The organism is Acidisoma cellulosilyticum, from assembly GCF_020621385.1.
GTDB classification, from domain to species: Bacteria; Pseudomonadota; Alphaproteobacteria; order Acetobacterales; family Acetobacteraceae; genus Acidisoma; species Acidisoma cellulosilyticum.
In genome coordinates this window covers 602,437-615,508 of record NZ_JAESVA010000001.1, presented here as the reverse complement: position 1 = coordinate 615,508, position 13,072 = coordinate 602,437, and the positions used below count along the sequence as shown (strand labels likewise).

The 13,072-nt window shown below is 63.0% G+C and carries 14 protein-coding genes; 10 read left to right on the top strand and 4 right to left on the bottom strand.

Going from position 1 to position 13,072, the window contains the following annotated elements:
* Positions 1-45 precede the first annotated feature (45 nt).
* Positions 46-972, bottom strand: a complete 927-nt coding sequence (locus tag ACELLULO517_RS02875; RefSeq protein ID WP_227305696.1) for a LysR substrate-binding domain-containing protein — start codon at positions 970-972, stop codon at positions 46-48.
* A gap of 72 nt (positions 973-1,044) precedes the next feature.
* On the opposite strand from ACELLULO517_RS02875, the gene ACELLULO517_RS02870 reads away from it, so the two are divergent.
* From ACELLULO517_RS02870 to ACELLULO517_RS02830, 9 genes are all read left to right on the top strand, one after another.
* Complete coding sequence (locus ACELLULO517_RS02870) at positions 1,045-1,263, top strand: DUF1127 domain-containing protein (RefSeq protein WP_227305694.1); 219 nt, start codon at positions 1,045-1,047, stop codon at positions 1,261-1,263.
* A gap of 78 nt (positions 1,264-1,341) precedes the next feature.
* Positions 1,342-3,573 carry an excinuclease ABC subunit UvrB gene (gene uvrB, locus ACELLULO517_RS02865; RefSeq protein ID WP_319796406.1) on the top strand — a complete coding sequence of 744 codons (2,232 nt, stop codon included), beginning with the start codon at positions 1,342-1,344 and terminating at the stop codon, positions 3,571-3,573.
* On the top strand, positions 3,570-4,340 hold the full coding sequence (locus tag ACELLULO517_RS02860) for an SDR family oxidoreductase (RefSeq protein WP_227305693.1): 771 nt from the start codon (positions 3,570-3,572) through the stop codon (positions 4,338-4,340). Before uvrB ends, ACELLULO517_RS02860 begins: the two co-directional genes overlap by 4 nt.
* On the top strand, positions 4,337-4,750 hold the full coding sequence (locus ACELLULO517_RS02855; RefSeq protein ID WP_227305691.1) for a dihydroneopterin aldolase: 414 nt from the start codon (positions 4,337-4,339) through the stop codon (positions 4,748-4,750). The genes ACELLULO517_RS02860 and ACELLULO517_RS02855 overlap by 4 nt, the downstream gene beginning before the upstream one ends.
* Positions 4,751-4,973: 223 nt before the next feature.
* Positions 4,974-6,920, top strand: coding sequence for an excinuclease ABC subunit UvrC (gene uvrC, locus ACELLULO517_RS02850; protein WP_227305689.1), 1,947 nt, complete (start codon positions 4,974-4,976; stop codon positions 6,918-6,920).
* A gap of 29 nt (positions 6,921-6,949) precedes the next feature.
* Positions 6,950-7,552 (top strand): CDP-diacylglycerol--glycerol-3-phosphate 3-phosphatidyltransferase, encoded by a 603-nt coding sequence (pgsA, locus tag ACELLULO517_RS02845; RefSeq protein WP_227305687.1) that lies wholly within the window; start codon positions 6,950-6,952, stop codon positions 7,550-7,552.
* A 133-nt stretch (positions 7,553-7,685) separates the two neighbouring features.
* Positions 7,686-8,330, top strand: a complete 645-nt coding sequence (locus ACELLULO517_RS02840; protein ID WP_227305685.1) for a hypothetical protein — start codon at positions 7,686-7,688, stop codon at positions 8,328-8,330.
* 45 nt (positions 8,331-8,375) lie between these two features.
* Complete coding sequence (moaD, locus tag ACELLULO517_RS02835; RefSeq protein ID WP_227306058.1) at positions 8,376-8,633, top strand: molybdopterin converting factor subunit 1; 258 nt, start codon at positions 8,376-8,378, stop codon at positions 8,631-8,633.
* 2 nt (positions 8,634-8,635) lie between these two features.
* A complete protein-coding gene (locus tag ACELLULO517_RS02830; protein ID WP_227305683.1) occupies positions 8,636-9,094 on the top strand; it encodes a molybdenum cofactor biosynthesis protein MoaE in 459 nt (152 codons plus the stop codon).
* Between the two features lie 16 nt (positions 9,095-9,110).
* Here the strand turns inward: ACELLULO517_RS02830 and ACELLULO517_RS02825 are convergent, their stop codons facing one another.
* The 3 genes from ACELLULO517_RS02825 to ACELLULO517_RS02815 form a co-directional block, all read right to left on the bottom strand.
* Positions 9,111-10,283 (bottom strand): rhamnan synthesis F family protein, encoded by a 1,173-nt coding sequence (locus tag ACELLULO517_RS02825; protein ID WP_227305682.1) that lies wholly within the window; start codon positions 10,281-10,283, stop codon positions 9,111-9,113.
* A gap of 100 nt (positions 10,284-10,383) precedes the next feature.
* Positions 10,384-11,904, bottom strand: coding sequence for a class I SAM-dependent methyltransferase (locus tag ACELLULO517_RS02820; protein WP_227305680.1), 1,521 nt, complete (start codon positions 11,902-11,904; stop codon positions 10,384-10,386).
* A 168-nt stretch (positions 11,905-12,072) separates the two neighbouring features.
* The gene (locus tag ACELLULO517_RS02815) at positions 12,073-12,564 is read right to left on the bottom strand and encodes a GcrA family cell cycle regulator (protein ID WP_227305678.1); all 492 of its coding nucleotides are present in this window, start codon (positions 12,562-12,564) and stop codon (positions 12,073-12,075) included.
* 257 nt (positions 12,565-12,821) lie between these two features.
* Between ACELLULO517_RS02815 and ACELLULO517_RS02810 the strand changes: the two genes are divergently transcribed.
* Positions 12,822-13,070 carry a twin-arginine translocase TatA/TatE family subunit gene (locus ACELLULO517_RS02810; RefSeq protein ID WP_264481292.1) on the top strand — a complete coding sequence of 83 codons (249 nt, stop codon included), beginning with the start codon at positions 12,822-12,824 and terminating at the stop codon, positions 13,068-13,070.
* Positions 13,071-13,072 lie beyond the last annotated feature (2 nt).

Here is a 13,072-nt window from a genome sequence, read left to right as displayed (position 1 = left end):
CTCGGACGAAACGGTTCAGTCGGTCCTTAACGACATCGGCCGCAGTCACGCGGCCTGGCTGGTTTTCACAGCCTCGCGCGCGAAGGTCTCCGAGATATAATCGGCCAGCGCGTCTGTCACGGGCTGCCGCGCTTCCTTCGCCGTGATCATCAATACCTGGAAGTCGGGCAGGGGCGGCAGACCGTCTTCCCGCCCCAATATCCTCACACCTTCAGGCAGCGCGGTTGCGGGGGACATCGTGATCGCCAGACCGGCCATGACAGGGGCCAGCGTGCCGGTCTGCGCCGAGGAGGTATAGGCCACGCGATAGCGCCGACCTGTCGCTTCCAGGGCGTCGATCGCTGATCGCCGCCAACAGCAGGTCGGATCGGCCAAGGCGAGGGGGAGCGGATCCAGCCGGTGCGCCGCATGCCGGTCGGAGCCGATCCAGACGAGCGGGCCGCTCCATAGCGGCTTTCCGTCCATGCCGGCGGCGGATTCGCCTTCCGAGACCAGCGCCAGATCAAGCTCCCCCGCGCGCAGCTTGGGGATGAGTTCTTTCGAAGGCGCACAGACGACTTCGACTTCGACGTCCGGATGCACTTCGGCAAAGCGCACGAGCACGCGCGGCAGGAAGCGCAGCGCATAATCATCCGGCACGCCGAGGCAGACGCCACCGCTGACGGATGGCTGATGGAAGGTGCGCCAGATATCGTCATTCAGCGCCAGCATTTCTCGGGCCCGATCCAGCAGAAACTGGCCGTGTCGGGTCAGCTCCACCTGACCGCCGCGGCCACGGTGGAACAGCTGCTGGCCCAAAACCCCTTCCAAGCGTTGCACCTGCATGGAAACGGCCGATTGCGTGCGGCCGACCAGTTGGGCAGCGCGCGTGAAGCTGCGTTCCTCGGCGATGAGCACGAAGGCGCGCAACAGGTCAGGGTCGAGCGTGGCAGGACGGATCATACGATCAAGATAATTGATCCTGTCGATCAAAACAATTCGTTTTTCTTATTACGGTGGCAAGATCATCGTGCGCCTATCACAAACCCGAATGGGATGAAGGCCATGTCACTCACCCTTGGACGCAAGACCGCAAGCCGTTCTTTGATCGCTTCCCCCGGCCTTGTCTGGCAGACGGTCCGCGACCGCTACACCCGGATGGCGAAGGCCAACCGCCTCAAGCGCGAACTGGCAACCATGGATGGGCGCATGCTCTCGGATATCGGCATGTCGCGCGCCCAGCTGGGTTTCGAGATCGAGGCATGGGAGCGCAATCCCCGCTGATCGGCTCTGCTATGAATCTGGTACCGCGCCGCACAAGACCCTCTCGATAAACTGGCTGCCAGGGACTATGTTCCCCTTATGTCCCAGGCAGCCAGTCGTACCTCCGTGCTTCCCAATCTCCCTGTGGCCTTCATGCCGCAGAAACAGCCGCCGCGCCCGGCCAAGACCGCATTCAAGGTCGTCTCGGAATTCGAGCCGAATGGCGATCAGCCGGCCGCCATCCGCCATCTTGTCGCGGGAACGGACGGCGCCGAGCGCGACCAGGTGCTGCTTGGCGTTACCGGGTCCGGCAAGACCTTCACCATGGCCAAGGTCATCGAGAAGGTGCAGCGGCCGACACTGATCCTGGCGCCGAACAAGACGCTGGCGGCCCAGCTCTATGCCGAGATGAAAAGCTTCTTTCCTGACAATGCGGTGGAATATTTCGTCAGCTATTACGACTACTACCAGCCCGAAGCCTATGTTCCGCGCACTGACACCTATGTGGAGAAGGATGCGCAGGTTAACGAGCAGATCGACCGCATGCGCCATTCCGCGACCCAGGCCGTTCTGGAGCGCAATGACGTTATCATCGTCGCCTCGGTCTCCTGCATCTACGGTATCGGCTCGGTCGAGACCTACGCCAAGATGGTGGTCAAGCTTGAGGTCGGCGGCCAGATCGATCGTGACAGGCTGGCCAAGGCGCTGGTCGAGTTGCAGTATCGCCGCAATGACGCGGCTTTCGCCCGCGGCACCTTCCGCCTGCGCGGCGAGGTGGTTGATATCTATCCCAGCCATTATGAAGACCGCGCCTGGCGGGTGTCTCTGTTTGGCGATGATATCGAGAGCATTTCCGAATTCGACCCGCTGACCGGCACCGTGACTGGCGAGCTTGAGCAGGTCACGGTCTATGCCAATAGCCATTACGTGACGCCACGCCCGACGCTGACCCAGGCCATCATCCGCATCAAGCAGGAATTGAAGGAGCGGCTGGCCGAGCTGGAATCCCAGGGCAAGCTGCTTGAGGTGGAACGCCTCAACCAGCGCACGACCTTCGATATCGAGATGATGGAGACGACAGGCTCCTGCAAAGGCATCGAGAATTATTCCCGCTACCTCACCGGTCGCGCGCCGGGCGACCCGCCGCCGACCTTCTTTGAATATCTGCCTGAGAATGCGCTGCTCATCGTCGATGAAAGCCATGTCACCGTGCCGCAGATCGGCGGCATGTCGCGGGGCGACGCCGCGCGCAAAACCGTGCTCTCCGAATTCGGTTTCCGCCTGCCGAGTTGCGCGGATAATCGTCCGCTCAACTTCGATGAGTGGGAGCGCTTCCGCCCGCAGACCGTCTTTGTCTCCGCAACGCCCGGACCCTGGGAGATGGAACGCACGGGCGGCAGCTTCGCTGAACAGGTCATCCGTCCGACCGGGCTGATCGATCCGGTGGTCGAAGTGCGCCCTGTCGCTAATCAGGTCGATGATCTTCTGGCGGAAGTGCGCATGGTGCGCGATCGCGGCGGTCGTGTGCTGGTGACGACGCTGACCAAGCGCATGTCCGAAGACCTCACCGAATATTTGACCGAGCAAGGCGTGCGCGTGCGCTACCTGCATTCCGACGTCGATACGTTGGAGCGGATCGAGATCATCCGCAATCTGCGGCTGGGCGTTTTCGATGTGCTCGTCGGCATCAACCTGCTGCGGGAAGGCTTGGATATTCCGGAATGCATGCTCGTCGCGATCCTTGACGCCGACAAGGAAGGCTTCCTGCGCAGCCAGACCAGCCTGATCCAGACCATCGGCCGCGCCGCGCGCAATGTGGACGGCCGCGTGATCTGTTACGCCGATCACATGACGCGCAGTCTGACCGCCGCGATCGGGGAGACGGATCGGCGCCGCCAGAAGCAGCAGGACTGGAACCAAGCACACGGCATTACGCCGATGTCGGTGCGCAAACAGATCAGCGAAGTGCTCGAATCCGTCTTTGAGCAGGATTATGTGACGGTCGCACCGGTCAAGGGTGGCGGCGTCTCAGACTTCGTCGGCAAGGATCTGCGCAGCTCCATCGCCGAGATCGAGAAACGGATGCGGGCGGCGGCGGCCGATCTGGAATTCGAGGAGGCGGCCCGGCTGCGCGACGAACTCAAGCGGCTGGAAGCGATGGAACTCGGCATCGAACCGCCGCCCGCCAGCGGCGTGCGCCAGAGGAAGGACTATATGCCTGAACCGCTTGGCCCCGGCGGTGGCGGCTACGATCCTGAGAAGCGCCGTGGTAACAGCCGCGGCGGCGGCAAATCATCCTCCAGCCGCGGAGCAGGACGGACCAAGCGATGACGATCGACCCGCGTATCCCGCGCGCAGCCCTTATCACCGGGGGCGCGAAGCGGCTTGGCCGAGCCGTGACGGAAGCCCTGGCGGCCAACGGCTTTTCGGTCGCCATTCACTACAATACGAGCAGCGATGAGGCGGTCGCGCTGGCGGAAAGCCTGGCCGGAACAGGCATTCGCACTATCACGCTGAAGGCCGATCTGGGCCAGGAGGCCGAAGTCGCAACCCTGATCGCCCAGGCGGAAGCGGCGCTCGGGCCGATCGGCGTGCTGGTCAATAATGCCAGCACCTTCGAGCGTGACGAATGGCATGACGCGACGCGCGAGAGCTGGGACCGGCATATCGAACCCAATCTGCGGGCGCCCTTCGTGCTGATGCAGGACATGGCGCGCACGCTGCCCGACGGCGCGCAGGGCGTCATCATTAACCTGCTGGACCAGCGTGTCTGGTCGCTGACCCCGCATTTCATGTCCTATACCATCTCCAAGGCTGCCCTCTGGACCTTGACCCAGACGATGGCCCTGGCGCTCGCCCCGCGTATCCGCGTCGTCGGCATCGGGCCGGGACCCGCGATGCCGAGTCCGCGGCAGAGCCAGGCGGATTTCGATCGTCAGGCGGCCTCGGTGCCGCTGGGCCATGGCACCTCGCCCCAGGAAGTCGCCCAGGCTGCGCTCGCCATTCTGTCTCTACCGTCGCTGACCGGGCAGATGATCGCGCTGGACGGCGCGCAGCATCTGCAATGGGCGCCGGCCACGTCGGAGATCGCGGAATGACCGCCCTGCCCGGGTCTCATCTACGCCGCATCTTCATCCGCGATCTGGTTCTGGATGCGCGGATCGGGGTCTATGCCTCGGAGAAGGGACGGCGCCAGCCGGTGCGCATCAATATCTCCTTCGAGATGCGGGATGACGGGCTCGATCATCCCGGCGGTGTCGGGCCGGATGTGGTCGGGCGTGTGGTCGATTACGATGCCCTCGCCAAGCGCATCCGGGCCTTCGTGAACAGCGCCCATGTCGAGCTGGTGGAGACGATGGCGGAGGAGATTGCGCGCCTGTCTCTGCAGGACCCGCGGGTCGTCTCTGCCCGGGTATCCGTTGAAAAATTGACGGTTTTTCCGGACGCTGCGTCCGCCGGCGTCGAGATTCTGCGTGAGCGCGATCAGGTTTTTCCACCAGTCGCCTGATGGGCCGAAGATTACACTCCGGTTTCAGTCTTGTTCTCACAAAAACCTGAACTTTAGTATTAATTTTAACCATTTCAATGACTTGTTGGTTTAGCCCTCTGAACCGTCCACAGGATCCTCAAGGCTTGGACCCCAAGCAGAAGCCCGCTCTGCGCAGATTCCTCCACAGCATTATCCACAGGGGTCAGCACCGGCTGGGGGATAATTTTCCGTTAAGATGACCATGATGAGCGATACCCAAAATCCGGCCGCCGAGCCTGCGCCTGAACCCGCCGACGAAGCCGCGCCGGCGCCGGCGCGCCCGGTCTCGATCGCCAATGGCGTGGCCGTCATCGAGCGCGCGTTGGAGACGATGCCGCTGGTGCCCGGTGTCTACCGGATGCTGGATGGCAAGGGCGATGCGCTCTATGTCGGCAAGGCGCGCAGCCTGGGGAAGCGTGTCCATTCCTATACCCAGATCGCCCGGCTGCCGGAGCGTCTGCGCCGTATGGTCGCCGAGACGATCTCGATGGAGATCGTGACGACCCATACCGAGGCCGAGGCGCTGCTGCTTGAGGCCAATCTCATCAAGCGTCTTAAGCCGCGCTTCAACATCGTGCTGCGCGATGACAAGAGCTACCCCTGGATCATGCTGACCGAGGATCACGACTTTCCCCAGGTCGTGAAACATCGTGGTGCCCAGACGCGGAAGGGGACCTATTGGGGACCCTTCGCCTCCGCCTGGTCGGTCAATCAAAGCCTGACCGCGCTGGAGCGGCTGTTCCTGCTGCGCTCCTGCACCGACAGCGTTTTCGCGAACCGCGCCCGGCCCTGCCTGCTGTTCCAGATCAAGCGCTGTTCCGCGCCCTGCGTCGACCATATCTCGAAAGAGGATTACGCGGGCCTGGTCGCGCAGGCCAAGGCCTTCCTGAGCGGCAAGGCCGCGACCATCCAGCAGCAACTGGCGAGCGAGATGGAGCAGGCATCCGTCGCCATGGAGTTCGAGCGTGCGGCGACGTTGCGGGATCGTATTCGCGGCCTGTCGCATGTCCAAGGCACGGGGATCATGAACCCCGCCAGCCTTAACGATGCCGATGTCGTCGCCGCCTGGCAGATCGCAGGGCAAACCTGCGTGCAGGTCTTTTTCGTGCGTGGCGGACACAACAACGGTAACCGCGCCTTCTACCCGTCACATACCAAGGGCGAGGAGTTGGGGGAGGTGCTGGCAGCCTTCGTCGCGCAATTCTATGAGGACAAGCCGCCGCCGCCGCTTCTTCTGCTCAACCATCCGCCGGAGGAGGAGGCGCTGATCGCCGAGGCCTTGTCGCTCAAGGCCGGTCGTGCGGTCACCATCACCGTGCCACAGCGCGGGGAGAAGCGGGCGGTTGTCGCCCATGCCGAGTTGAACGCCCGCGAAAGCCTGGAACGCAAGCTGGCGGAGACGGCGGGGCAGGGGAAGCTATTGGATGCGACGGCCGAGCTTTTCGGCCTGCCGACGCCGATCGAGCGGATCGAGACCTACGACAACAGCCATATCATGGGCACCAACGCCTATGGCGTCATGGTCGTGGCGGGGCCCGAAGGCCTGACGAAACAAGCCTACCGCAAATTCGCGATCAAGGGTCCGGTCGCACCCGGCGACGATTTCGGGATGATGCGGGAAGTGCTGCAACGCCGCTTTGGCCGTGCCTTGAAGGAACATGCGGATCGCGACGATCCGCACTGGCCCAATCTGGTCATCATCGACGGCGGCGCCGGCCAGCTTTCGGCCGCACGCACGGTGATGGAGGAAATGGGCGTGGGCGATATCCCCCTCGTCGCCATTGCCAAGGGACCGGACCGCAATGCCGGGCGGGAATGGTTTCACCGGGAGGGGCAAGCGCCCTTCCAGTTGCCGCCGCGCGACCCCGTGCTGTATTTCCTGCAGCGCTTGCGGGACGAGGCGCATCGCTTCGCGATTACCACCCATCGCTCCGGCCGGTCGCGGGAGATTTCACGGAGTGAATTGGATGAGATCGCCGGCATCGGCGCCGCCCGCAAGCGCGCGCTGCTGCATCATTTCGGCTCTGCCCGCGGCGTGAAACAGGCGGGTCTGCATGATCTCGCAGCTGTTCCCGGAATTAATCGGGAGACAGCGAAGCGCGTCTATGCGCATTTTCATCCCGGCGTCCGGATGGAAGGCGTTTCCTGACGGCTCAGTTTGCTTGATTTGAGGTCCGCATGCTCACAGACCTTCCCAATGTGCTGACCCTTTCGCGCATAGCCGCGATTCCGGTGCTGATCGTGCTGGCATCCCTGCGATTGCCGGCTGCGGATCTGGCCGCCTGCCTCGTCTTCGCTTTCGCCGGCATCACCGATTATCTGGACGGCAAGCTTGCGCGCAGCCGCCAGCAATTCTCCGATCTCGGCCGCATGCTCGATCCGATCGCCGACAAGCTTCTGGTCGGCGCCGTGCTGCTGATGCTGGCAGGTGACGGACGGCTGGGCCCTTGGGGGCTGTACCCCGCCATCATCATCATGTGCCGTGAAATCCTGGTCAGCGGCTTGCGCGAATTTCTTGCCGAAATTCGCGTCGGTCTGCCGGTGACCCGTCTCGCCAAGTGGAAGACGACCTTTCAGATCGGTGCGCTCGGCTTCCTGATCGCCGGCAACGGGACGGCCCTGCTGCTGCATATCGGCTGGCTGCCTGTCTGGTTGATCGGCACGGTCTTGCTCTGGATTGCGGCCACCCTAACCATCATTACGGGTTGGGATTATCTCACCGCGGGGATCCGCCATGCCGAGCTTGGCACGTCCCGGAACGATTTGAAGGCGCGTAGCTGACGCGGGCGGAAGATTATCCTCCCCAGCTTCCTTGATGGCTCCCCCTCAGCCATGCCATCAAGGCGGCGAAGCGTGACGGGACAGCCCGACTCGCGACCGGCCCATCTCGGGCAAGATCAAGGATGCGACCTTCATGCGGCGGATTGCTCTGACCGGGCTCCTTCTCCTCTCTGGCTGCACCGGCTTCGACCATTTCATTGGCCAGACGCATACCCTGGCGAGCAACCCCAACAAGCCGACGGGCAATGACAGCCTGTCGATGCAGCGGGCTGACGGCAATGCCGGCGCGGTGACGCCGCTGGTGCCGCAGACCGGTCAGGTCTGGCCGACGGCCATCCCCACGATGCCGACGCTCGCCGATATTCAGAAGCAGATGGATTTGAGCGGCAGCGCATCACCGCAGCTTGGACCGGTGCCTGCTAGCCCCGGCCAGATCCCGAATCTCAGCACGCTGCCCGGCATGCAGGGTGGCACGTCGCAGGCGCCGGTATCGGGCGGTGCGGTGCGTCCGCCGACGGTCGGCAATCCGCTGAGCACGACAGCGCCCTTGTCGGGCATGAGCGCGACTGCCGCGCCGCCATCCCTGACGATGCCGAAGCTCGGCACGCAGATCACGACCCCGCAGGGGGCGACAACGATTATCGGGGGTACTGCCAATTATCAGACCCTGGCGCCCATCAACGGCCAGTCTGGTGCGATCCTCATTCCGAACGGCAATGGTACCAGCACGCTCGTTATGCCGAACGGGACCATCAGCAGCGTTCCCAGCCCGAAATAAGGGCAGGGCACTCGCCGCACATCCGTTCGCGGAGAAGGTTTTGTGATGGTTGTGCGGCTGCTCTATTTCGCCTGGCTGCGTGAAAGACTGGGCTGCGCCGAAGAAGAGGTGACGCTACCGGCCGGGGTCGATACGGTCGGCGCCCTGCTGGGTTGGCTCAGCGCGCGGGGCGAACCCTATCGGCAGGTGTTGACGGAGACCGCGCGCATTCGCAGCGCCGTAAACCAGGACTTTGCGTCCGACAGCTCGCCGATCCGCGCGGGGGACGAAATCGCGTTCTTTCCTCCCATTACCGGGGGCTGATCATGGCCTTCATCCGTGTCGGGCCGGAGGATTTCGATCTCGGCCAGGAGATGGCGGCGTTGCGGGGCGAAGCCGGCGATATCGGCGCCGTCGCCTCATTCATCGGCATTGTACGTGGCGCGGCGGGCGCGCCCATCACGGCGATGACGCTGGAACATTATCCCGGCATGACGGAACGCGCGATTGCGAGGATGGCAGCCGAGGCCGAGATGAGGTTTGCCTTGTCAGCCTGCCGCATCATTCACCGCACCGGCTGCATTCCGATTGCGGGGCAGATCGTGCTGGTGCTGACGGCGGCTGGTCACCGCAAGGCGGCTTTGGAAGCGACCAGCTTTCTGATCGACTGGTTGAAGGTCGCTGCCCCTTTCTGGAAGAAGGAGCATCTGGCCGGCGGCATGGAGCGCTGGGTGGACGCTCAGGCCGCCGACGACAGCGCCGCCGCACGGTGGCAATCGTCCTGATGTTCGTCAGGCGCGGTCAAGCGGCGGTTTTTGGCTGCTCTCTGTCCGGGTCATTCCAGACTTCGCCCAGGCGCTCGCCGAGCGACTGACGGATTGCATCCGCCAAAGGCTGCGGGTTGGCATGAAGCGACCGGCTGACGACCTCTTCCCATTCGAAGACATCCGCCACCTTGGTTGGGTTTCGGAGCAATAGCTCGCGCTTCAGGAAGGGGTAGCCAGCTTGCAGAAGCTGGCGCCAGAGATCGATGGAGGGGTTCAGCGGCACCCTCTCCCGCTGGGCGTAGTGCAAAATGCGCCCGGCATGTACGGCCTCGGCGCGTAGCCTCGCGTCCTGGCCCTCGGCCAGGTCGTCGGCCGCGACGACCTGCTCCAGCCGCTCAAGTTCCGTGTGGTCGAGCAGCGTCTCGTTCGGGAAAAGGGCGGCGGTGGTGATGCCGCCTTGCGCCAGCGCACGGGTGAAACCGATTTCGCAATGGCGGATGACCCAGTCCTTACAGGGAATCGGCCGGACCGAGCCCCAGAACTGCCGCCAAGCCCGACTACGGATGGCTTTGCCGCCACAGGCGAGAAAGAAGGATTGGAGATGGTAGCGATGCTGCCAGCTTTCGGTGACACCCCAGATATCGGCTTTCGCGAAATCGATCGGGGCGAGCAGCGGCGCAAGATCGGTGAAAGGTCCATAGACGCTGTCATTGACGAGATAGATCGCCCGCGTCTCCGCCCGCGGCAGACCGAGCGTATCCAAGGCATCGCGCCAGGCACCAAAATCATAGCCGATATTGCGGCGGATCAGAATGGCGCTGCAATAGTCCCGCAGGAAGGCCTTGTCCTCGTCCAGGATAAAGCCGGAATTCGTCACGAAAACGATCGAGAGGTCGGTGCGCGCCAAGCCAAGTAGAAAGTCGCGTGTTGCCGGCAAAACGCGGCCTTCGGCATCGAAATGAACGAAAAGCGCGACATCCTGTCTGATTGGACGGGTCGGCGCGTCGTATCGTTCGACCACCTGGTGGGTGGAATGCAGGAAACCCAAAGGCCAGGCAGCCGCAATCCTGATCTGAACGGAGGCTTCCCGTGTGAAGCCGCGCAGAGGGGATGAGACGCCCAAAGCCCGGCCGACCAATGCGTCAGCGGCTAAAATCCGCCGAATGAGAGCGCGCATCGCATGCTGGGCCAAATTGCGTGCCGCCACCAAGCGGTTATCCGACCGGCGAAATCTCCGTACAAGCACGCGCCAGGTTATCGGTTCGCCGAGAGCGTAGCGGGGCGATGGATCGCTGATCTTCGTCTCCTCAGCCACGAAGCTTTTGCCTCGCGCGATAGAACATTTCCCGTGCGAATGACTTTGCCAGGGCGGATGTCGATATGTCCCCTGTTTGTCGCATGTGGGGAAGGGATTCCTGACGTGCAAGTCGGGTTGCCAGATTTGGCCTTTCGCCGTGGATGAGAAATTCGACCGCCCGCCGGACGATGGCGTCCCGACCGGCGCCGGTCGGGGATTCGGGCAGTCTCCCTATCATCGTCAAAACCGCTCCCCGTCCTTGCGCTGCGATACAGAGGACAACCTCCGCCTGGGCGACCCAAAGGATCTGCCTCGTCTGCATATCGCCGATCCGCAGTTGGCTCAGCCAGGCCCAGAGCGGCGCGCAGACAGCGTTAATGGCGGCGAATCGTGGCAAAAGCCCGGCCCTTGCTTCCCCCGATTGCAGTCTCTGGTAAGCGCGGGCGAGCATGATGGCCGCCAGATTAAGGGGCATGAGGGCCGAGATATCCCCATGATCGGCTGCCTGCTTGCCTTCGATCTTGGCCGTTATCGTATCAAGATCGATATTGTAACGATTGTGCAGCCTCGGCCCAAGATTATTCCAAATCCGCGCGGCTGATGCCTGATCCTGCGCTGAGACCGCTTCGAAAAAAGCCCGTCCTGCGAAACCGAAGTAAAGATCGTCCGCTTGCGCGCGAGATTCCGATCGCTCGATCAGATAGCGGATGGCGATGGCCTGCCGGGCGCGCCTGTCGTCCCGCAAGGCCAGCGGGACGGTTGCGGCGAAGGCTGTGAGCTTCCAGCCGTCGCTTTCGACCCGCACATCCGTGAAACCGGCCTGCCGCAACAGAAATTCAAGGCTGGCGGCACTTTGCAGGATCAGATGTAAACCTACGGTCAAGGTCGCGCTCAGCACGGGCTTTGCGATCGCCGGTCTGACCGCGGCGATGTCTGGCGTCGTCAGCACGGCGATTCCGTCGGGTTTCAGGCCGCGGCGAATTTCCCGCAGGAAGCCAGCGGGGTCCGGCAGATGTTCCAGCACTTCCGTCGCCATGACGACGTCGCAACTGCCGGAAGGCACCGTCGTCGGGTCGAAATAGGCGGGCGTTATATCGACGCCGAGCAGGTGGCGTCCGATGGCCGACAACTCGGCCGGGTCCATGCCGCGCGCCTGCCAGCCCATGGCATGCTGGGCGACATCCAGGCCGAACCCGAAGCCGCAGCCGATTTCGACATAGACGGCGCCGGGGGGCTTTTGGATATGAGCGAGAATATCAGCGAAAATACTGACAGCCGCGCCCTGTTGCAGAAAATAGGTGGTGGACTCAGCCGACATTCCCTCATCGGCATAGTCGCTGACCGTCTGGTTCTCGTAGAATCCGGCGGTGCAGTCCGGGCAAAGCAGCAGTGACCAGGCCGGGCTATTGCCCGGACGAGCGAAGCAGATGGGGGATTTTTCGCCTAGATTGCCGCAATTGGGACAGCGCAGCTTGACCGGCGCTTGGCTGGTCCCTTCATCGGCCCAAAGGAAGTCAAGGCTGTCGGCCATTTATCCTTGCCACCACCATTGGGACGTCTCTCCATCTTACGGACGGATTATGACAGTCCCGAGATAAGGCGACGGAGATGCTACGTCTATCGACTTCGTTACCCTAGTGGGCAAGCAAAAATAAAAAGGCCGGGCCGGCGACCGATGATCGCCTTGCCGGACTGCTGATCAGGCTGCGTCTTCGCGACGGTCGCGGATCTTCACGTAAGCCAGCTGCGCGTGTTCGGCACAGTAAGGCTTGCCGGCGACCGCGGCGCCATCACAGAAATGGAAGCCCGGCTTGCCGGGTTCGCCCACTGGCCAGCAACAAGCCGAGATACGGGCGACCGGCGCCGGAGCGACAGCGGCCAGACGACGCGGGGGCGACACTTTGACAGATGCCGGTGCGACGGCGATGCGGGGCGCGCCGGTGGCGACGACCTGCGGACCGGACGGCAAAGGCGCCAGGGTCGGGCCTGTCACCCGCGGGGCCGGCACCTGCACGCCCTGCGGACGCTCGTTACGACGAATAGGCGAAGGACGCGGCGAAAGATCCAGACGATGGGCCTTGCCGACGACAGCATTCTTGGAAATTCCGAGGCGCCGCCCGATCTCGGCGGTTGAGAGCCCCTCAGCCCAAAGCGTCCTGAGCTCAGCAATGATCGTCTCGTTCCACTCCATCTCGTGGTCCCTCGCCCAAATTACTACTAGATAATGTATAGAGCTTAACGGCAGACGCCAATGATTGAGTGGGGGTCGCGCCGAGAAAGCTGTGGACAAGTCGAAATCGCCAGACCGGGTCAGCTCCCGTCGTCTCTGCCAACTGGTGAAACCAACGCATTGGGACTATGATGATCCTCTGGGGTTGCGGCTTGCCGTGCTGCCGCCCCCGTGACATCAGACATGCAGCTTGGGGGCTTATCCCCGAGGGAGGCAAAATGGGCTCGCTGAGCATTTGGCATTGGCTAATCGTTATCGTGGTCCTGTTGCTGCTTTTTGGCAGTGGCAAGGTCAGCCACCTGATGGGCGATTTCGCGAAGGGCATTAAGTCCTTCAAGAAAAACATGGCCGAAGATGATGATGCGTCGATGGCCGCCGACGGCAAGAAGCAGAGCACTCTGTCCGCGCCGGGGGCCGACGCGACGGCCGCCAAGCGTGAGACGACGTCGGTTCACAGCCAGGGCTGAAG